Source organism: Chryseolinea sp. H1M3-3, assembly GCF_029360725.1.
Classification (GTDB): domain Bacteria; phylum Bacteroidota; class Bacteroidia; order Cytophagales; family Cyclobacteriaceae; genus Chryseolinea.
Genome location: NZ_JARKMY010000001.1, coordinates 99,086 through 120,722, shown reverse-complemented (window position 1 = coordinate 120,722; position 21,637 = coordinate 99,086). Strand labels below are relative to the sequence as shown.

Below are 21,637 nucleotides of genomic sequence, written 5' to 3'. Positions count from 1 at the left end.
TTCAAGTGTGTGTGAACTACAAACGCATCAAACGATCATAGCATGCATTCATTTTACTCATTCCTCAATACGAATTTTTCAAAAATTGCTTTTTGTGCAGAACTGCCTTTGGAAATTAATCCGATACGAACTGCACGATCCCATGGCGGTAGAAATTTTCCGTCAATGGGTTGATCATTCAACGGCTGATAGTTTTTCCCATCGCCGCTGTAAGCAAAAGAAATCTGAGCTCCGTTTTTTACGGCCATACGCAGAAAGATTGTTTCCGATGGCTTGAAGACATTTTCTCCTAGAATTATGTCCTTACCATTATCTACTTTTGAAAGTACAAGTTTATCTTTTGTAATTAGTACGCGCACCATATTTTTATCATCGCCTATCAGGCCTAAGCCAGCGGTCGCCGATGAACCCTTTAACAAAATTTTAACTTCTGCCTGATAACTATCCGTAAGGGATTTGAATCCGACAAATGCACCACCGGTTGTATTGTTTGCCGCCAAGTCGAGCTTTCCATTTCTGACGACGGGTTGCGCAGAATCAAATACAGACCATTGCCATTCGGCTCCAAGATCAGCGTCTGTAAAATCGTCGACGATTTCTTTCGGCAAAGGAGATTCGGCTTGCGCCGTATTCACGAATGCTATCCATCCATCGGATGTAAATCTGAATTCCTGCAACAAACCCTGCCTGCCTGCATATACGTCACTTGTTTTGTTGTAAGCATGATACAAGAAGAAATTTTTCCCGTTATGCTTAACCGGTGTTCCATGGCCCGGGCATTTCCAATCGCCGCTCTCATCAAGCACTGGATTTTTATCATACTTTTCCCACGGACCTAATAATTTTTTTGAGCGTGCAATCCCTACGGCGTAAGTACATTCGCGCCCGCAGCAACCAGCACCTGCATAAAATGCATAATAATAGTCTCCTTCGCGGATCATCGACACACCTTCCACAAGATTTCCTTCCCAATCAGCATCGTTACGAAACAATTCTACGGGTTCACCAATAAAACCTGTTCGATCCTCCTTCATTTGTATAGCCCAGATCGGCGTGGGTTGCTTGACGCTGTTGCCATCTTCTTTCCAAATCAAATATAGTTTACCTGTTTCATCGCGCATTGGAAAGCCGTCGATAGAACCCGCCGCCTGGCACATTAACGGCCCGTGGTCGGTATAAGGGCCTTCCGGCTTATCCGCGCTTGCAACTGCAAGACATAAATTTCCATTTTTTTTATGAGCAGAATAGTAAACATATATCCTTCCGTTGTCATACGAAATTTCAGGCGCCCAAAAGTAATAGTCTGCCCAGTCAGGCAACTTGGTAAAGACCTGTCCTTTTGATTCCCAATGAAAAAGGTCGGTTGACTGGAGAATCGGGAATACAGGGGCCCAGTTAGAGGTAGTAGCTGTTGCCCAGTATGCATCACCAATTTTTACAACAGAAGGATCGGGGAAGTCGCCAGGCAAAACCAACGCTCCCGAGCTTTGGCTCCGTGCAACTTGAGAAATTATTGTCAGACAGAAAATAAAATACAATCGGATCATGGTTCGGCATTTATTATAACACGAATTTATTCAATTTCTCCCGAAGGAATATTTTGATCGGCATCCAACGCAACAGGTCGTCCGAAATCCGGTGTTCCATCCTCCTTCCAAGTGAATTTCTGCATGCGAACGGATCGATCGTCTTCACACCCTTGGCCAGCGCGTGGGTTTGCGTGATACAGCAGCCAACTTTCCGTCGAGTCCGGTGAGGCAAAAAAACTTGCGTGCCCCGGCCCAAATACCTGCCCGTCTGGAAATTTTGAAAACACTGGCTGATTTAATTTCGACCATGCAGCAGGATCCAGAAGGTTGGCAGACGAATTTGCCGTAACTAACCCCAGCGTATAGTCATCTGTCCAGCAACCACTGGCGGAGTACACGACAAAGATTTTATCGCCGTGTAACAAAAATTGGGGTCCTTCATTTACGCCAGGAGGACTTCCAATTAATTCCCACGGTAACTCCGGTTTGGAGATACGAACGCGCTCACCTTCCACGGTCCATGGATTAATCATCTTCGCGATGTAAATATCTTGCCGTACGTCGGTGTCACCTTCCCATCCGGACCACATAAAGTACAACTCCCCATTATGCTGAAGCAACGTTCCATCGATGGCCCATTTGTCGTCGGGAAGATCTAATTCGCCCCTGTCCACCCAAGTCCCCTGAAAGGGGTCTGGCGAAGTATTTTCCAGAACCCAGATGCGATGATTTGCATTGTTGCCATCATCTGCCGCATAATAAAAATACCAGGCGCCATTTGCATGATGAATTTCGGGTGCCCAGATATTCTTTGCGTTCATCCCAACCGTTGGAGGCATCCAGACTGTCTTGCTGGAGGCATTCGCTAGTGTCGACATCTTCTCGGTTTTATACAATTTCAGATTTGTGCCCGTTGTATGGGTAACATAATACACGTTTTCATATTCGGTGACCCAGGGATCCGGCCCTTTAGTAAGAATTGGATTTCTAAACTTATTTTTATCAGGTGTTGGGGCCGGCGTACTGGCGGTATCCTCCTTGCACGAAGAAGAACCTGCAACGACAAAAATCCCGCATAACAACAGGATATTCGCAGCGTGCCGAAAAATGTTAATCAGTTTATTTTCCACTTTCACATTAGAGATTTGAGAAAGCATTATGTCTAACGACATAATGCTTTCGATAACTACCACATCGGATTTTGTTCTAGTAACGGATTGACGTCACGTTCTTGTTGTGGGATAGGCAAACGTTCATCTTTTCCAATATCAAATGTTGCAAAACCTGGATCGCGGGCTGCCAACGCTGGCCCTAGATCACCCCACCGCGCCAGATCATTCCAACGGTGACCTTCCCCGGATAGTTCTAACAACCTTTCGTGTTTTAATTGTTCTAAAAATCCCTGTTGTGTTAAACCTGGCTGTGAAACTGATAACTTTTCCAGTCCTGCCCGTTCGCGTACGCGATCTACGTGCGCGTATGCTTCGGCGGTTGCGCTCTCAGCATTGAGACATTCGGCATACATCAGCAACACATCCGCATATCGTATATACCGCCAATTGTTCGGAGAATTATATCCTTCAAAATCTTTCCAATGATCGTTTTGAAATTTTCTGAACCAAACACGTTTATTGCCTACACCATATCGCTGTGTAAACGTCTGACCATAAATCATTGTTTGATCAGGTCCGTCTTCATCAGTAAAATCAAACAAAAAAGAGGCTGCTAACCGTGGATCTCGATCGCCGCCCCCAGTGGATTCAATCAGAAATTCATCCACAACCCAACGGTTCGCTTCACCATCCGACCAACCCACACCACTAGGACCAAAGAATTGGGCGATGGAAGTACCATAATTGAGATTGTCTGTTCTTGGATCTACGTCGTCATCATGATTTTCACTAGCGTTCAGTTCAAATTGCCATTCAAAAACTGATTCCATATTATTTTCAGTGTTAACGAGGAAATTATCACGGTAGTCAGGCATTAAGTCATAAAACGAGCTTCCTTCACCTTCCACCAGCCATTCTAGCGGTGTCAACGCCTCGGCATATTTTTGTTGTTGCATCAGCGCTTTCGCCAAGAGGGCATAGGCTGCACCTTTTGTTGCTCTGCCACGGTCAGATGTTCCGTAGTTGCCAGGTAAGGAATTAGCCGCCTCCGACAGGTCCTTTTCAATTTGTGCCCATACCGCCTCCGCAGAAGAAGTTTCTGGCCGATCGCTCGGTTTAGAGGTCGTAAGCATTAATGGAACGTTGCCCCAGAGCGAAACCAAATTATAGTAAAATAGTCCGCGTAAAAATTTAGCCTCTCCGAGAATTCGCGTCTTAAGCTGTTCGTCCATTTCAATAGCCGGCACGTTGTCGAGTACTTGGTTGGCACGAAAGATGCCTACATAAATATCGTTCCATATACCGTAAGCATTTCCATAATTGTAGTCGGTGATAAGAAATTGATCCATGTTGTTCACAATATCAGTCGCCGGACTTGTGCTCTTACCTTCGTCAGACCGAATGATATAATAGAACGGCATCCATCGCGATATCGCACCACGGTGCAACGTACTGTATATGGCATTTACACCGGCAACGGCATCATTTTGATTTTTCCAAAATGCCTCGACGGTCGCTTGATTTGGATTCTCAATATTCAAATCGTCATCGCAGCTGGTAAACCCACCAATGATGAGTATTGATAATAATATTGCTTTTTTCATAATAGTCTCACCTAGTTAAAATTCGCATTGAATACCTACGGAAAATATGCGGCTGGATGGCCAATTGCCTAAATCAACGCCGCGTTCAAGAATTCGTCCCTGAGGATTATTGGGATCTGTATTCCCAACGATGTCCGGATCAAGACCATCGTAGCCAGTGATGGTAAATAGATTCTGGCCACTGACGAAGAGCCGCGCGTTCTGAATATTCATGCGACTTAAGAAGGTGGCAGGAAGTCTATAAGCAAACTCAACATTTCTGAGGCGCACATAGGAACCATTCTCTAGCCACCGGTCAGTGTCGCCCCGGTTATTATCGATGATGCCTTGTTCGGTATCCAGCGCAATTCTCGGATCGCCCGTATTGGTGTTACTTTCTGTCCAGGGGCTTATGTCGCGTCTGAAGTTGGTGCGTTGATAACTGTCTAACGATCTTTTTACATCATTGTAAATTGTGTAGCCGAAAATACCGACCAGTTGCAGGTTAAGAGAAAACTGTTTGTATGATGCATTGAACTGTAGACCGGTCTGAAGGTTTGGCCATGGCGACCCGACAAAATCCCGATCTTCCGCATTGATCGTACCATCGTCATTCATATCGAGATATTTGACGTCGCCGGGTTTTGCAAAAGGCTGAATAACGGTTCCGCTGGTGCTGCGATAATTGTCAATTTCATCTTGACTTTGAAACAAGCCTTCCGACCGGATTAAAAACCATTCTCCCAGTGATCGCCCGACTTTTGTACGCGTGTTGCCAAATTGAATGTAGTCAATACCTTCCCCACGGTTACCAACGTCCTCCACTGTATTGTTGATAGTGGTAAAGTTCCCAGTGATATCCCATTTTAATTCGTTTTTAGTATTCCGATAGGTCGCTGCGAATTCTATCCCGGTATTGCGGATAGATCCTGCGTTAATAAATGGATTACCTCCTAGATTACCGAGGTAGCCTGCAACCGGCAATTGCAGAAGCGCATCCTCGGATAAAGAATTGTATGCCTCTATCGACAGGGAAATCCTATCCTCCAGGAAGCTGGCATCTATCCCGACATTCTTCACGATCCGCTCTTCCCATTTTAAATCAGGATTTGCCAATTGCGCCTGAGTGATGCCAACATAGGGAATTTGATCATCACCGAAAACAGCACGCGGTCCATTATTGATGTACACAGTATAGTCCCAGGAATTGAGGGGAACGATTCCTAATTCACCATAAGATGCATGCAATTTTAAATTACTGATCCAATCGACATTGAAGAAATCTTCTTCACTCAATCGCCATGCTAATGCTTCCGAATGAAATATACCGGTACGGTTGTTTGGTCCAAAGCGTGAATCTTTGTCTATCCGTCCCGTGAGGGTAAGTAAGTATTTATCCTTAAACGAATAGTTCACCCGGCCCAGATATCCCAGGATCTTATAGTCGATTGGCGTACCCCCTCCGGAAGTCGCTACACCGGTAGCCGACCCGATAGTTGTCATGTATCGATTATTAAATATCTGCAGATTCGTTCGTCCGCCGGTTGTTGATTCGCGGGTCGTATGCTGCTGACTGATTCCCAAAACACCATTTAAGTTGTGGTCTCCAAATACTTTTTTAAAGTTAACCGTATGCTCAAAAAGCAGGCTCAGAAAACGGGCCCGTTCTTCATCGACAGAGCTTGGTTTTGGAGCAGCGTTATATTGCCATATCCCAAGTTTTCTAACCGTTTTGTTGAAATCAAAACTTACCTCAGCCCCTGCGTTAAACCGGTAAGAAAGCCAATCGAATAGTTTTACATCAACATAAGCGTTGCCCACGAGTTTGGCGTAATTGCTGGTACCGAGGCTTAAATTATTTACCGCTACAGGATTGAAGGCATATGAAATTGCTTCGGTTGTTCCGATTCCCCATCCCTCGGGATTTAGATCAGTTACATACCCGGGCGACCTTACGGGGATAACGGGAAGCATCAGAGGCATATCATAAAAAGGATTGCCTTCCCGAGGGGTTTTTATATTTGTGTTAGTGAAAACCAGGTTCTCGCCAAAAGTTACCCGTCCCCGGGTGGTGCTTGTATTAATACGCAGACTTCCTCTATTGAAATTGTGTCCGATCAAGACGCCCTCGTTTTTAAACCAGCTTCCGGAAATAAGATAACTGTTCGTTTGAGATCCGCCCGAGAGTGTAATATTATAATCCTGCATGTTTCCTGTCTGAAGCATTTCTTCTTGCCAGTCTGTATTGACGATAGGATCGAAATCAGTTCCTACGCTAGGCAATGGTGTTTGTCCGGAATTTTCATATTGCGTCCGCTGCATTGCGGCAAACTCAGTGCTGTTCATGACATCCCACCGTTTGGGAATTGCCTGCACACCATACTTGGCCGACAAAGCAATCCGCGCAGGACCTTCTTTGCCTCTTTTGCTCGTAACAATAATGACACCGTTCGCAGCCCGCGACCCATAGATCGCAGCAGCCGATGCATCTTTTAATATTTGAATAGACTCTATATCATTTGTATTGATCGTAGTATTTGCATCCGCGATCATTCCATCGATGACATAGAGCGGATCGGTATTTGTAAAACTGGCCGCGCCGCGTATTTCAATCTTGGCCATCTGGCCTGGCGCCCCACCATTTCTTACCGTAACACCCGGTGCCAACCCTTGAATGGATTCTGCCAGGGAGTTCGACGTGACGCGGTTTGTTTCGTCTGGACTGATCACAGATACCGCACCAGTTAAATCCTTTTTGTCAACGGACTGATAACCTATGACAACAACTTCATTAAGGGACTGAACATCGGGCCGCAGCACAACGTCGATGGTGGTTCTACTATTGATAGGCTCTTCGATGGTTACATAACCGATAAATGAAAAGACAAGAGTTCCGCTGCTTGCGTCGTCTGGAATATTCAATGAATAGCGCCCCTCTGCATCTGTTGATGTTCCATTGGTAGTTCCCTTCAAAACCACATTAACGCCTGGAATCGCTGCATTCGCCTCGTCAGTTATTTTTCCGGTGATCGATAACAGCGTTAGCAGTGGTGGAGGTTCTTTGCTTTTGGTGATGTCCATGGGACTCACTGAAATCGTTTGGTTGATTTTTTTGAACTGCAGTTTTTCTAATCGGGAAAGCTCCTCCAGAATTTTTTTCATGGAGACATTCTCGTAAGTGAGATCATAACGCCGGTCAATCTTGCGGACCAAGTCGGTGTAAGCAAAGACGTAGGTTGTTTTCTTTTCGAGTGCAGTAAACACATCGGTAATTTTCGCCTGCTTCACCTCCAGGGTAACCTTCACATCATCGAGGTTTTGACCGTCGGAATCGTATGCCAGTACGAAGTTTATGCATATGGCCTGCATGAGAAAAAAACGTAATGTATACTTAGAAACAGTCATAAGTAGTTTCAGTAAAACTATTTTCATAAGTTTATATGGGTTTGAATTATTGATCCAATAATTTTCAGACTATAGTCCGGAGCGCATCGACCAAATGTTAACTCCGGACTATCCTTGTTATTTTTCCTTGTGGCGGGGGCCGATCCTGTTGTGTGATTTGTGTTAAAGTTTTCATACCTATCTATAAGCAACCTTTGCCATATATGTTTACCTGCCTGCCATTCATTTCAAAGTCGACTTTAAGAATGTAACTAAAACTCTTCAATACATTTTCAAGCGATTCGTTTTCATATTTTGCCGTAACAATACAATTCTCAATGGATGGGTTTTTTAGAACTATGTCGACGTTATACCAATTTTCGAGAATGATCACGGCGTCCTTCACCTTGATATGATCAAAATGCAGCGTATTATCTTTCCATGCGATATACTGGTCTACCGAGACTTGCTTTGTAGAAATGTCGGAACTCCGCGAAACGGTGGCTTGCTGATTGGGATGGAGCAATACGGTTTTGCCGTTAGATGTTGAAACATTTACGGTACCCTCCACTAAGGTCACGGCGACTGAATTACGTGTAGTTAGAACGTTGAAAGACGTGCCCAACACGGTGGTGGTAACATAGTCTGTCTTAACAATAAAAGGACGTGTCGCATCACGGGCAACATCAAAATATGCCTCTCCCTGCAGGCTCACCGCTCTAACATCTCCCATAAAATCTTCATGATAAGAAATGCTACTGGCTGCGTTCAACTTAACACGGGTTCCGTCCGGAAGTTTAATTTCCTTTTTTTGCCCTTTCAACGCAGAGACGTTTTTCATTTTCGCGGCGACAATGTGCGCTTGTTGTTCTGTGAAGCGGTTCCCGGAAAGGAAGAAATATCCGGCGGCTATAAAAATTATAGAAATTGTCGCCGCTATTCCCCACATGCGTGCGGGAGAAAAGCGTCGCGCGTTTCTGTTGAACACGGTCTGCGATTTAATATTTTGTAAGATCTCTTCCTTTATATGAGAACTCATGTTATTGATATCAGCCCTCTTTCCGCGATAGGACTCAAAAAATTGATCCAATAACTCGTTCTCTTTCAAGGAGGTCTTCCCCGACAGATACCGATCTAACAGGGCTTCGAAATCACGTTTGTTCATTTCCATTAACTACTAGTTGCACGCGATTGCATAAACCCCTATCGCCATCTTCATATTTTTTTAATGGATCAAAAAACTGGAAAAAGAGAGCGAGTAGTTTAGAACCTGCTAGCGAATTGAAGCAGACATGATTATGAAGCCATTAAAAGAATGAAAAGCCCTAGCTTATCTACAGAAGTATGCAGGATTTTTAATGCCTTTGAGATTTGGTTTTCAACCGTCTTGTGGGAAATATGAAGACGTTCTGCAATTTTTTTGTTGGAGAGCAGTTCAAACCGGCTGAGGTAGAATACCTCCCGGCATCGGTCCGGCAATGCTGAAATACTTTTGTCTAAAACAACTTGAAGTTCTTTTGCATCAAATTCTTCTTCTAACGTATTGGATGCTGAAATTGTGTTAATTCGATGCAGATGCTTTTCGGATATTTTGCCCGCACGCAGATGCATGAAACATTGATATTTAGCGGTTTGGAATAGATAGGCCTGGAGATTGTTGATGGTCTTCAAACCTCCCTTTTCAAATAAGCTGATAAATGTTTCCTGCACGACGTCCTGGGCGAGAGCGGTATCATTTAAAATCTTCATCGACGTATTGTATATGAGCGAACAATATCGATCATATATGCTGTTGAAAGCATGAGCATCCCCATTCTTGAACAGATCCAAGAGTTCTGTGTCCGTCGGTGAAAGGTGGGTCATGATTTTTTTGAAAACTTTACGAAGCTAACATTTTTGAAGCAAAAATTGATCGAATGGAATTCCAAAATAAGAAACCTCTCATCACAACTTGAAACACAGTGATAAGGGCATTCCATTTCTTTTTTCATTACATCATGGCTGCTGCTCGTTGAGTTAACTGTTATAAATGGCGTTCTACCCATAATATTCACCCGGCGCCTCCGCCAGTGACAGCTTTAACGGTACCACATTCTGATGGCCCGCACTAGGTAAATTTGTTAGGAGGTCAATCCAATACAAATTAACGCAGCATCTATTGCAAGTTTCTTTTGTGCCAGCACAAAAGAGTTTCAAAAATGATTTCTCGTTTGAGAACCCACTGCAAAATTTCATATTATTGATCTTAACTTTTTGAAAGTGATTACAAGCGTTATTGGATTTCTTATTTGTGCTGCGCTTATTACCTTGAGCGGCACACAGCTCTCAAAACAAGGTAACCGTCTGGCAGAACTTACCGGATTCAGCAAAGCATGGATTGGATTAATTCTTATGGCAACAGTCACCTCATTGCCGGAACTTGTTACAGGTCTAAGTTCAGTGGTTGTAGTTAGGGCTCCGGATCTTGCTGTCGGAAACGTAGTAGGAAGTTGCACTTTTAATTTGCTGGTTCTTTCCCTACTCGATTTAATGTTAAAAAAGCCAATCACGTCACTTGTAAAAACGAGCCATGTGGTTGCCGGATCATTCAGCATTATTTTATTGGCTTGCGTAGGCGTTGCAATCCTGTTGTCGCCGGTAACTCCAGCCATATTGTGGTTTAGCCCCTTTAGTCTATTGCTTTTATCCATTTACGTAGCAGCGATGCGTGGAATATTTTTGTTTGAAAAGTCGAACACCGTAACTCAAAACGAACAAGTAATTTCAGACGATCGGGACAAAAAAGACTTGAAGCATGTTCTGTCAATTTATAGCATTCACGCACTTGTGGTAACGATAGCCGCATTGTTTCTTCCATATTTTGGCGAAAGGATTGCTCAGCAAACTGGTCTCAGCGACACATTTTTCGGGACAGTATTTTTAGCAATTACTACGTCGTTACCAGAGCTTGTGGTTTCTGTTTCCGCTTTACGCATGGGCTCACTGGATATGGCAATGGGAAATTTATTGGGAAGCAACGTTTTTAACATCGCCATCTTGGCGATACTTGATCTATTTTACATAGAGGGTCCGTTGTTTGGAAGTATTTCGGGTACGCACTCGCTTTCGATACTGGCATCAATTATCATGACTGCTGTGGTGGCAATTGGTTTGGTAATTCGTCCTGAAAGAAAGGCCTGGCGTCTTGGGGTGGACACATGGATCATTCTTATCATTTATATGCTGCTTTTATTAATATTGAACTGACAAATGAAGATTGCACTTCTGACACTTGGTACCCGAGGTGATGTTCAACCTTACGCGGTTTTGGGCCACGCCCTTAAGCAACGGGGTCATCAGGTAACGCTATCGACCGCCAAGAATTTTGAGCAATTAGTTCGATCGTATGGAATTGATTTTTTGCCGGTGGATGCAGATTTTCAAGCGTTCCTGGAGACAGATGAGGGAAAAAAGATGATGAAGAATCCATTCAGGGCTCGCAAAAATCTTGAAATATGGGTCTATCCCATGATTTATAATTCCATGCGCACATTTTATAAGCTGGCTGTGAACAGTGATAAAGTATTATATCACATCAAAACACTCGGCGATTATTTTGCCGATCAATTCCCTAGGAAAATGATCCGGGCTAACGTTATACCTGCATTTCAACCAACGAAAGAATTTGTTAATCCAGTGTTCAGTGGACTTCATCTTCCCGCGTTTTTCAATAAAATTAGTTACCGTTTATCGGACTTGGGACTTAGAATGATGCTTAAGCCAATAAGGTCTTTTAGAGAAGAGGAGGGGTTACCAAAAAAAATTGAAAAGCCACAACTCCCTTCTATTTATGGTATTAGTCCTAGCTATTTGGAAAAACCTAAAGATTATCCGCCCGATTCTTATTTCACCGGCTTTTGGACAAGTCCATCTCAGGTAGCATTAGACCCAGAAATACTCGACTTTATAGCGGAGGGCGAGCCACCCCTGCTGTTGACATTTGGAAGTATGCCCTTTGTCAGTGGAGTCGATTTGCATGCAGTGCTAACACGCATTACAACAGTCTTAAACATAAGACTTATCATCGTCAAAGGGTGGGGTCTGTACGATACAAAAGCGCTTTCAAATAACAAGTCGATAAAGGTGATTACTTCAGCACCGTATGATGTGTTATTCCCTTTGGTAAAAGCGGTGATCCATCACGGAGGTATTGGTACAGCTGCAGCGTGTATACAAGCAGGAAAACCCTTCTTTGCTTGTCCGGTAATGTATCCGTTGGGTGATCAGCATTTTTGGGCAACGATAGGGTATAAGAAGGGTGTTGCATTGCCTCCGGTCCCATTGAAAAAATTAACGGAGCAATTGTTTATTGACCGCGTCAACGAATTATTAACGAACAAACAGCTTTATGATAATGCGGAAAGATTATCCGAACAACTTAGGGCAGAGAATGGCGTACAAAATGCTGCAGAACTAATTGAACATCTATAGATATCTGTATCGATTAAAAAAAGGCTAATGGAGGTGATCAGCACCATATCAGTTTCGAAATTTTTTAATAAAACTTCCGTCCTGGACAACGTCTCCATTCAGGTAAACGAAGGTGAAATTTACGGTTTTCTCGGCCTAAATGGTGCAGGCAAAACAACATTGATTAGAATTTTGCTGGGAATGATTAGACCTAATGAAGGTGTGGTTAAATTATTCGGAAAAGTGGTTGGAACGAAATTTAATAGCTGGAATGATATCGGTTATTTAGTGGAAACTCCTTGCGCTTACCCTAACCTTTCAGTCAACGAAAATCTGAAAGTTATGTACGAATTGAGGCACTTGAAAAATCGTTTATTAATTCCCGCAATCATTGACAGGCTTAAACTAACCGCTTATACTAATACTAAATCAAAAAATCTGTCGCTGGGAAATCAACAACGATTGGGTCTTGCCAAAGCATTAATGCATCAACCGAAACTTCTTATTTTGGACGAACCCATTAATGGCTTGGATCCGGAAGGCATTGTAGAGGTAAGGGAATTGCTAAAAGAACTCGTAGGTAAAGGTTCGACAGTCTTTTTATCAAGTCATATTCTGGGTGAAATTTCTAAAATCGCGAGCCGTATTGCAATCATCGATCATGGGAAATTGCTACAGCAGATGCCTACCGAAGAACTCAAGCATAAACTAATTAAAAGTGTATTAATTAAGACGAATGACAATCGACAAGCATTAAAACACTTAATAGATCGAGGCTACCAGGCGTCTTTAAAAGAAGGCGATGAAGTAGAAGTAAAGGGTGAAAAAGCAGTTCTTTATCCGGAGCATATCGCGAAACTCCTTGTCGATCACGAGATGGATCTCAAACAACTGTACGTACACACGGAAGATTTGGAGATGTTTTTTCTCCGAGCGATCAGAACGTAAATCTATGAGCGGCCAATTACAAGCATTGAAAGCAGAGTTGATTAAGAGTCAATACGCAAACATACTTTGGATAACATTTATTGCATTTGGATTGGCACCAGTGATGGGCGGTGTATTTATGCTTATCATGACAAACCCGGATGCCATCGCATTAGCAGGACCGCTAAAAGCAAAGTCCGACGTGATGCATTTTTCAGCCGATTGGAAATCTTATTTTGAACTGTTAACACAGGCGATTGGAGTGGGCGGCGTACTCGTATTTGGCTTTATTGCTAGTTGGATATTCGGTAGGGAATATTCTGAAGGCACTGCAAAAGATTTATTAGCGCTGCCCACGTCACGGACACAAATTATTAACGCGAAATTTTTTATTTATGGAGGCTGGAGCTTTGCTTTAGTAATTTCCAATTTACTACTAGGATTGCTAATCGGTACTTTACTTCAAATTTCCGACGCACAAAGCTTTTCTCTCGCTTCATACTTATTTGATAACTTCGTAACCACAGTACTAACAATACTTCTTGGAACGCCCATAGCATTTTTTGCAATTTGGGGAAAGGGTTACTTGGCACCCTTAGGTGTTGTTGCGCTGGCTTTGGTGTTTTCCCAGGTAATAGCGGCAGCGGGATTTGGTTATTATTTCCCATGGTCAGTACCCGGGCTTTTTAGCGGTGCAGGCGGTATCTATAAAGCTCAACTCAATTCCATGAGCTATACAATTTTGATACTGACAAGTTTTGCGGGTTACGTTGCAACAGTTTTCTTTTGGAAATTAGCGGACCAAACTAAATAAAAGTCAAAAATTGTTTGGTGCATTTCATGAGAAATTAAAATGAAGGTTGATTGATTGCTGAATTAATAGTGTCTTGTCACAAAGGTCAAAGATAATAAATGCCCCTCATCGTGCTCCATCATCTTTCTCATGACTTTCAGCGTGATCTCTCAAGTAGACCGAAAAAGTTGACCCTTCATCCGGAATACTTTTAACTTCAACATGTCCGCCAGCGGCAGCAGCCTGCATTTTTACCAGATGTAATCCAAGCCCTTTTCCTTCCGTGTGTGAATGAAATCTTTTGTATAATGAAAAAATTTCATTTCCGTATTTTGTCAAATCAATACCCAGTCCGTTGTCCGTTACTTCAAGACAAACAAATTCACTTACTTTCGATGTTCGAACCGTAATGAAAAGCGGTCGTTCGGGGGAGCGGAATTTAATGGCATTGCTGATGAGGTTAAACAAGATGCTATCGATGTATGCCTTTACAGAAGTTATATTTGGAGCCTCATCAAAATTCTCTACAATTGTGCCGCCCGTTTCCCATAAATCCTTGGCAAGGTTTGACTTTATGATTTGCATTTCATCGCTGAAGTTGATGTTGCTCAGACGGGCAGTGACGTTGCTTCTGATATTAAGAATCGTGGTTAAATCTTTAATAGTTACGTCCAGCTCAACCGTTGATTTAATGATGTTCTTGATAATGAGCTGCTCTTCTTCCCGATCATGGCGCGAGTAGCTAAGTACGTTTCCCAAACCGAGGATACGGGCCACCGGTCCCCGAAGGTTATGCGCAGATGCGAAAGCAAACTGCTCCAGCTGCTGATTATTGTTAAGCAATTCTTTCGTTTTTCGGGCCACTTCAATTTCCAGATACTCATTTTTGTTTCTGATTTCTGCTTGTTGCTGAAGTATTATTTCCTGTGCATGGGTAAGCTTGTTGTTTTGTAAAGTAACAAGATCGCGCTGCTCAACAATTTCTTCTTGTTGCCTTACCAATTGATCGTTCTGTGATCGCATTTCCTCGTTCTGTGCCTCGATTTCATCTTGGCGTCGTTGCAGTTCACGATTTTTTTCGGTGATTTCACTTGTTCTATCAGCGACCATTTGTTCAAGCCGTTCATTCTGCGACTTCAGCAGATCGGCACGTTCGATTTCCGCTGCTCGAAGTTGCCGTTCCAGTTCAAATTCTTTGAAAGTACGCCTGATAGTAAATATCAACGTAGGAACACAAATCAGGAACAGAAGGATTTGAAGCACATAATTATTTCTGAGGGCCGCGTGATAACGTGCTTTTGCATTTTGGAGAACTACATTCTCAAAATCATTTATGGCTCGCGCAAAGTGTTCGTACTGCAACCAAAGATGGTACCCCTTATCGCGATCCGCCAACCCAATGAACGCTGCTATGTTGTTTTCATCTACCAGTAATTTTAAATTCTTGTTGAGCGCTACATATGCTTCAATCGAATCTTTCAACAAATTGAATTCATCCATGGAATAATTTTCCTCCTTGAGAACGGTCTCAGCTAACTGGAGAATAGAATCCTTCCGGTCAAGGGCTTTGTGATAGGGATAAAGGTATCGTTCGTCTTTAAACAGCGCGTAGCTTCTTATTCCGAGATCAAGGTTGTGAATGATATCAATTGCGATGTAGGAGACGATCGTTTTGATTCGCTCAGACCTATTTTGCAAAGCAGTGTTTCTATTGATATTAACGCTATTTCTATACGTCAGGAGTATATTACCTGCAAGCAGAATGACGATCACAACGAATCCAATGACAACAGTTCTTCTTTTGGAGCGATGTTCCATATGATGAATGCTTAGCGAGAAGTTTCTTTACTTACTTTATGATGATCGCTGACTTGCTCGGATGAATGTCGTCGTAGATTATTCATAAACTTGAAATTTTTTTTTGTTAGTTGTTAACATCCTCATTTTTCTTTCTCGTCATATTTACCATGTGGCTCGACTTTGCACTTTACCGAACTGTGGCTCCAGATACCAGAACATCTACGGCATACTGGATCCTTCCTCCTTCATGAACGGTTTAATTTTACTCCTGGAACCCTGCATCGTTTTTCAGAAACCAAATATAAAATACTGAAAATCAGCTATATTTCTTAATTCCGTCCTGATATTAATCAGCTATAAAAAGGAATTTTTGTCGATGCTACGGCAGCTCCATCCATAAACACAACATTTGCTTTTAAAGAAGAGGCCTGCCTGCCACAGTTTTCTTTGAACTTAATGCAATTCTGTACAATTCGGCGCAAGATTTCGTATGGAGGTATGCAAGTGTGCCATATATAACGTTCATATTTCAAGTTGACCTGGAAAATATTAAGGTTTTAAGCTGTGAAAAATTTTTTAAACTAGTGATCAATCAATAAATTTGGTGCACAATGGATTATATGATGGTTAGAAAAAGAGATACAGGGTCAGTCATGGACTGAGTACTTCCCTTTATAAGAACAATTCACTGTTCTGAATAAGGCCGTATCAAATCGCGGCCAAAGGGTTCACTTTTTTCTAAATCTTCTTATTTTCCTATGCTAAAGTCCATCTACTTTGTTCTTAAAAGAACAAGAATAAATCTTTTATACAGGCAGCTCAAAAAATTATTGCCGTCAGCGCTGATAAGTTGGGTTAACAAATTATCCGCAAATTACGATCCTACGCCCCTAGTTATTGTCCAGGAGTTAGAGCCACAATATGTTAAAGCGGTTCGCCTACTTTCACATTTAGTAGGTCCGGCTAACATCGGCGATTACCTCGAATTTGGTGTTTGCCATGGCACTTCACTAATCTGCATGAATAAAGCTCTGCAGAAAAATCAAATTAATAATATCAGGTTATTTGGCTTTGACTCGTTCGAAGGGCTGCCGCCGAGCGCTGCATATGACCCTACTAACAATTGGCAACCCGGCGAATTTGCAAGCAGCATCGAATTTACCACCGAAAATCTGTCAAAGAATGGTATCGACTGGAACAGAACCTTTTTAATTAAAGGTTGGTATTCCGAGACGCTTACCGCCGATTTAAAGGCTAAATATAAGATAGAAAAGGCAAGTCTAATTAACATTGATTGCGATTTGCATTCATCCGCAAAAGAGGCGTTGGATTTTTGCGCGCCTTTGATCCGTGATTCAGCTGTCGTTTTTTTTGACGACTGGACTGAAGAGTACGTCGGTGAAAAACAGGCCTTCGATGAATTTCTGAAAGAAAATAGCCATTATACCTACGAAGATATTGGCGCTTATAAACCCGCCGGGAAAATCTTTCTGGTTCACAACATAAAAGCAAAACAGTCTAGCTAAATATCCGGCGCCATGACTTTCTTATCTTGATCATTTAAGCACTGAATGTTTTTGATTCAGGTTATAAATCAATTTCGAAAGAGCGCAGCTATAGTCATTCGCCGAGAATTCAAAGTAGATTCATACTAGGTTTTCATGTGGAAATGTTCGATTTGAGGGATAGTGCAATGAACAATATTTATAATAACCTAATTCAAATATTAATGACAAATGCCTGGCAAGAAAACTTGAATACATGGGTGTTTAACGAGCGAACCCTAATCATTAAAAAATATGTTGGCCAGACCGTTGCGGAAATCGTAGAATATTCTTTGCAAGAGAGCTATGGAGGGAAATTCTTATTAATTACAAACAGCAGTAAACTTGGACGTTTAACCTTGACGGTTAACTATGAAAATCCATTGCCAAAAATCAGGCTTGAGTCTGCAGATAAAAAAAACCTTTACATAGAATTGCAGGCCTATAATCAGTTTTCTGAAGAGCAAAAGCAGTTAATTGAAAATCACGTTAAAAAGTTAAAGGAACGTTTTATAACTAAGCGCGCTGAGTTGGATGAGAGAATATTTCATTTGCAGAAAACTAAAAAGCCAGACAAAAAAATATTGATTACGGCGTACGAATCCTTTGTAAGTGACATAGCCCACAAGGTTGAATCGATTGAGAGCACCGTACGCATGACGATCAATATCGCAAGTAATTTTACGGTTTACTTAACAAACCTCGAACATGAGGTCGAGTCGATACTACAGGAGATCGAGGAGATCTAAGAAGAACATTTAATATTAATTTAATGCTATTACATGCAAGCGCAGTTTAATGTCCCGATACTCTTCCTGGTTTTTAACAGACCATCTACAACAACAGTGGTTTTTGAAGCTATCCGGAAAATCAAGCCTAGTAAATTGTATCTGGCAGCAGATGGGCCAAGACAACACAAGGACGGCGAGCAGCAGAAATGTGAAGAAGTCAGAAAAATTATTACCGCAATAGATTGGCCTTGCCAGGTAAAAAAATTGTTTCGCGAAGAAAATCTTGGGTGCGGCAAAGGTGTCTCAAGTGGTATAACATGGTTTTTCGAGCATGAACCGGAGGGAATCATCCTGGAAGATGATTGCGTGCCAGACCTTACTTTCTTCCCTTATTGTGAAGAGCTTTTGGACCGTTACCGGAATGATAAAAGAATAATGGAGATTAGTGGCAACAATATTTGGACAACTCCTTCTACAGCTCCCGCTTATTCGTATTCTTTTTCCAACCATAATGGCATTTGGGGATGGGCGTCGTGGCGAAGAGCGTGGAATCATTATGATTATGAAATGAAGATTTATCCTACGATAAAAAATAAGGGATATCTTGAAAAGACATTCAACTCCATCTATGAAAGGGACTACTTTAAATTTGTTTTTGAACGAACGTATTTATTTCCTCACATTACGTGGGACTATCAATGGGAGTTGATCAAGCGGATTAACACGGGCCTAACCATCGTGCCGTCTATAAACATGGTGGAAAATATTGGTTTTGGAACTGATGCAACTAATACTACCAATGTTGACAACCCGGCAACACGGTTACAATCGGCACCGATGATTTTTCCTCTGAAACATCCTCCGTACATGGTTGTGGATGCAGAGGCGGACAGACAAGCCTTTATAAAATTCCACTCGACGCGATCGTCCCGTCTAAAAACTTTTATCAAAAGTAGTTTACCTGTCATTATTCAAAACAAGCTTTTTGAAGCAGCTATTGGCCGATTTATTCAACAACAAAAAAAGGCAGGGATTGCCCCCCGGGCAAGCCCTTGATAAAGTGAACTACATCTGAATGAAGCCGTCATCATAACCAACAAAAAAGTATTAATCAAGATTCTCTAATTTCTTTAAAATATTTCCGAACCTCTGCTTCATTGAGCTCCTGCCAATAACGGGTTGAATGAATTATTTTTTTATTTGCATCGAGCAAAGCCTCCGGTCTCGCAGGCAGACCTTTCCATGTGCAAGCAAACGGATGACTATTGCTTGCGAGATCACCAAGACGCAGCCCGACTGCACAAATTAAAACTGAGAAGGTGTGGTCTTCTTCTAGTTCGGTTCCAAAGGCATTCGGCAACGGTAATAATCCATGTTCACTTAGCTTTTCAAGGCCTGTCCGACTAAAAGCGTAGGTGCCGCCAAAAATCAAGTCTCCCATTTCATATCCATTGTCAAGTGCCTTGAAAATCAAATCCCGTATTTTCCAATATGTAACTGGATGCCGCAAATAAAATCGCGTAAATATTTTTGCGATGGAAACGATCATTGCTCGTCCGCCATTTTCCCACACATTCCCAAAATCATCAAGAGCGCGCAAACCTTTTACATACCTGCCGGCAAGGCCAACGTCTGGGTTATGCATGAAATATTCGAAAATATGATCTTCCGCGTTCGGGCCAATAATTAATGCATCTGTATCAAGGCGAAGTAATGCCCTAAAATCAAAATGATCCAGAGCAAAACGATAGGCCATGGACAAGGTGGTATACAATCCTAATCCTTTTCCATGATTTTTTCTAGTTTTTAAAATAATGGCATCCGGGTATGTACGGTGAATTATTTCGTAAACTGTCGGATGTTGACTATCGTCCGAAATAACAAGTTTACAATTGCAACGGACATAATGTTTAACACTTGCTAAAGTGTCGAGGATAAATTCTACTTTACAGGCCGGGCCAATAGGAACGACCACAACCAAGTCCACAAATGGTCTCATTAGAAACGCGATCGGAAAACAATAAATAATTTTTTTAGAAAACGAAATATGAGTCAAAGCCGCGAACAGCGGGACAGAGACATTGGCTGAGATTAGCCGAGATGAGTATTAATTAATCCTTGACTAGAACATTCTTCATATTCCAAAAATGCAGAAAAAAAATACACGAAGCAACAAAACGCACCCGGTTTATCGAACGCATAAATGATTCGAAACTTTATGCCATATCATGGAGTTTTGTTACCTTCAACCGTGGATAAATTTGTTGACTATGGGAAAAAATAAAAAAGGCGCTGCAGCCCCTTTGCCGGAAAACAAGAAACAGAAGGGCTATCACGCCAAGAACAACGGTAAGCCTAATAAACAACAGTTTAAGACCAACTGGAATAGTTTTAAAACAGTCTATGTGCGCCCAAGGTGATCGTTGTGAATAGCGCTGCTCAAACCTACTTCTGAATTCCACATTCTTCGCACGCTGCCGACGCGGTCAACTGATCAGCAATTTTATTCAACACTCAATTGATAATCCTTTATATCTGGAAGATATGGCCAGTCTGTTTTTTTCGTCCCGAATAAGCAAAACATATTTTTGTGAGATGAATCTGTCAGACTGCTTTTTTATCTGATAGTTAATGGAATTAATGTCAAAGGAAATGATCTCGATCTTGCCGAATTGTTTCTCCAGAATAAAAAACACTTTTTGCGAGCCACTATTTATCTCAACTGCCTTAAGCGTCTTCTCTCTTAACGCGTCGATTGTCCATGCAACAAGTATAAAAGATCCTACAATAGTAATAGAATACCATGAAAATTCGCGCGCATGATTTCTTAAAGGAGAAAGAAGTAACACGAAAAGTATGATACCAATAGCAAGAAGTATTCTGTTATAAATATCCCTTTTATGAAGGGACCTGGAGTTTGAGAAGATTATTTGACTCATTAACAGTTAAAGCACGGTACGACGTTTGGCCGGTGTACGATGTCCAATTGAAAAATGGTTCTAATTAATATTACAACTTGCTTAATCAGCGATCAATTAGGAGGACGCCTAAGGCCTGATATGCGCTAGCGGCATCTCTCGCAAACTTGAAATTGCTTTATGCAGTAAATTATATGCTGATTGCGAATTAATCTCCATGATCTGAACGATCTCGTCAATTTCTAAATTCTGATAAAACCTTAAATAAATAATTTCTTTTTGCCGTTTTGGCAATTGGTTAAGAAGGTCGGCAAACTTCGTAGCTGTATCCCGAAGGGTCTCTTCGCGGATCAAATGATGTTCGATGGAGAATTCCACATCAAAGTAATAATCGTCCTCAAGTTGTTCGGCCTGGTGATGCCACCTTTGCTGGTGAAGCACTCGCCAAATTTTATTTCTCAAGCACTTAAATAAATAGGAGCGAACGTAACTCAAGTTTCCAATAGTTTCGCGGTTCTTCCACAGTTCCAGGAAAAGGTCTTGAATACAATCCTTTACAAACTCCCCGTCTTTTGAAAATTTTAATCCATAAGTAAATAAGCTGCGATAATGCGCCTTCATTAATGTTTCATAACTCTGTTTATTACCTGCCTTAAACTCTTTCCAGAGTTCATGATCAGCTGTAGGGGAGAGTAGTTTTTCCAAGGTGGTGTTTACCTCGTTTGATTTAAGGCAAATTGAAATTAATTTTTTTTTAATATAAAACCAATGAAGGGGTAACATGTCGTCCAACTTTATTTATGAAGTGACGACTTTCAAAGAAGAAATAAAAAAAGTTTGGGAATAGTGAGTAGAAAAAAAATGTTT

The 21,637-nt window shown here is 41.8% G+C and carries 18 protein-coding genes; 8 read left to right on the top strand and 10 right to left on the bottom strand.

The genetic code is table 11. The features are described 5' to 3' along the window. Positions 1 to 53: 53 nt before the first annotated feature. From P2W71_RS00440 to P2W71_RS00415, 6 genes are all read right to left on the bottom strand, one after another. A complete protein-coding gene (locus P2W71_RS00440) occupies positions 54 to 1,547 on the bottom strand; it encodes a family 43 glycosylhydrolase (protein ID WP_276365563.1) in 1,494 nt (497 codons plus the stop codon). A gap of 26 nt (positions 1,548 to 1,573) precedes the next feature. Continuing rightward, the gene (locus P2W71_RS00435) at positions 1,574 to 2,701 is read right to left on the bottom strand and encodes a glycoside hydrolase family 43 protein (protein WP_276365560.1); all 1,128 of its coding nucleotides are present in this window, start codon (positions 2,699 to 2,701) and stop codon (positions 1,574 to 1,576) included. 14 nt (positions 2,702 to 2,715) lie between these two features. After that, positions 2,716 to 4,245: a RagB/SusD family nutrient uptake outer membrane protein gene (locus tag P2W71_RS00430; protein WP_276365557.1), complete on the bottom strand. Its 1,530-nt coding sequence runs from the start codon at positions 4,243 to 4,245 to the stop codon at positions 2,716 to 2,718. A 15-nt stretch (positions 4,246 to 4,260) separates the two neighbouring features. Next, the gene (locus P2W71_RS00425; RefSeq protein WP_276365554.1) at positions 4,261 to 7,656 is read right to left on the bottom strand and encodes a TonB-dependent receptor; all 3,396 of its coding nucleotides are present in this window, start codon (positions 7,654 to 7,656) and stop codon (positions 4,261 to 4,263) included. Between the two features lie 154 nt (positions 7,657 to 7,810). Next, positions 7,811 to 8,773, bottom strand: coding sequence for a FecR family protein (locus P2W71_RS00420; RefSeq protein ID WP_276365552.1), 963 nt, complete (start codon positions 8,771 to 8,773; stop codon positions 7,811 to 7,813). A 131-nt stretch (positions 8,774 to 8,904) separates the two neighbouring features. Beyond that, entirely contained in the window at positions 8,905 to 9,471 is a 567-nt protein-coding gene (locus tag P2W71_RS00415; RefSeq protein WP_276365549.1) for an RNA polymerase sigma-70 factor, read from the bottom strand. 396 nt (positions 9,472 to 9,867) lie between these two features. On the opposite strand from P2W71_RS00415, the gene P2W71_RS00410 reads away from it, so the two are divergent. The 4 genes from P2W71_RS00410 to P2W71_RS00395 are packed head-to-tail and all read left to right on the top strand — an operon-like array spanning position 9,868 to position 13,798. Continuing rightward, positions 9,868 to 10,854: a hypothetical protein gene (locus tag P2W71_RS00410; RefSeq protein ID WP_276368987.1), complete on the top strand. Its 987-nt coding sequence runs from the start codon at positions 9,868 to 9,870 to the stop codon at positions 10,852 to 10,854. 3 nt (positions 10,855 to 10,857) lie between these two features. After that, the gene (locus tag P2W71_RS00405; protein ID WP_276365547.1) at positions 10,858 to 12,078 is read left to right on the top strand and encodes a glycosyltransferase; all 1,221 of its coding nucleotides are present in this window, start codon (positions 10,858 to 10,860) and stop codon (positions 12,076 to 12,078) included. A gap of 27 nt (positions 12,079 to 12,105) precedes the next feature. Beyond that, positions 12,106 to 13,005, top strand: coding sequence for an ABC transporter ATP-binding protein (locus P2W71_RS00400; RefSeq protein WP_276365544.1), 900 nt, complete (start codon positions 12,106 to 12,108; stop codon positions 13,003 to 13,005). Positions 13,006 to 13,009: 4 nt separating this feature from the next. Next, complete coding sequence (locus P2W71_RS00395; RefSeq protein ID WP_276365541.1) at positions 13,010 to 13,798, top strand: ABC transporter permease; 789 nt, start codon at positions 13,010 to 13,012, stop codon at positions 13,796 to 13,798. Positions 13,799 to 13,903: 105 nt separating this feature from the next. On the opposite strand, the gene P2W71_RS00390 is transcribed toward P2W71_RS00395, so the two are convergent. Further along, positions 13,904 to 15,595 (bottom strand): ATP-binding protein, encoded by a 1,692-nt coding sequence (locus tag P2W71_RS00390; RefSeq protein WP_276365537.1) that lies wholly within the window; start codon positions 15,593 to 15,595, stop codon positions 13,904 to 13,906. Positions 15,596 to 16,335: 740 nt separating this feature from the next. On the opposite strand from P2W71_RS00390, the gene P2W71_RS00385 reads away from it, so the two are divergent. From P2W71_RS00385 to P2W71_RS00375, 3 genes are all read left to right on the top strand, one after another. Then, on the top strand, positions 16,336 to 17,103 hold the full coding sequence (locus P2W71_RS00385) for a TylF/MycF/NovP-related O-methyltransferase (protein WP_276365534.1): 768 nt from the start codon (positions 16,336 to 16,338) through the stop codon (positions 17,101 to 17,103). 203 nt (positions 17,104 to 17,306) lie between these two features. Next, complete coding sequence (locus P2W71_RS00380; RefSeq protein ID WP_276365531.1) at positions 17,307 to 17,870, top strand: hypothetical protein; 564 nt, start codon at positions 17,307 to 17,309, stop codon at positions 17,868 to 17,870. 33 nt (positions 17,871 to 17,903) lie between these two features. Beyond that, a complete protein-coding gene (locus P2W71_RS00375; RefSeq protein WP_276365528.1) occupies positions 17,904 to 18,908 on the top strand; it encodes a nucleotide-diphospho-sugar transferase in 1,005 nt (334 codons plus the stop codon). A gap of 55 nt (positions 18,909 to 18,963) precedes the next feature. Here the strand turns inward: P2W71_RS00375 and P2W71_RS00370 are convergent, their stop codons facing one another. Continuing rightward, entirely contained in the window at positions 18,964 to 19,851 is an 888-nt protein-coding gene (locus tag P2W71_RS00370) for a glycosyltransferase family 2 protein (RefSeq protein ID WP_276365525.1), read from the bottom strand. Positions 19,852 to 20,122: 271 nt separating this feature from the next. Between P2W71_RS00370 and P2W71_RS00365 the strand changes: the two genes are divergently transcribed. Further along, entirely contained in the window at positions 20,123 to 20,272 is a 150-nt protein-coding gene (locus tag P2W71_RS00365) for a hypothetical protein (RefSeq protein WP_276365524.1), read from the top strand. Between the two features lie 87 nt (positions 20,273 to 20,359). Here P2W71_RS00365 and P2W71_RS00360 read toward each other — a convergent pair whose 3' ends face one another. Together P2W71_RS00360 and P2W71_RS00355 are read right to left on the bottom strand one after the other, a co-directional pair. After that, on the bottom strand, positions 20,360 to 20,791 hold the full coding sequence (locus P2W71_RS00360) for a hypothetical protein (protein WP_276365522.1): 432 nt from the start codon (positions 20,789 to 20,791) through the stop codon (positions 20,360 to 20,362). 108 nt (positions 20,792 to 20,899) lie between these two features. After that, complete coding sequence (locus tag P2W71_RS00355; RefSeq protein WP_276365521.1) at positions 20,900 to 21,475, bottom strand: sigma-70 family RNA polymerase sigma factor; 576 nt, start codon at positions 21,473 to 21,475, stop codon at positions 20,900 to 20,902. Between the last annotated feature and the right edge of the window lie 162 nt (positions 21,476 to 21,637).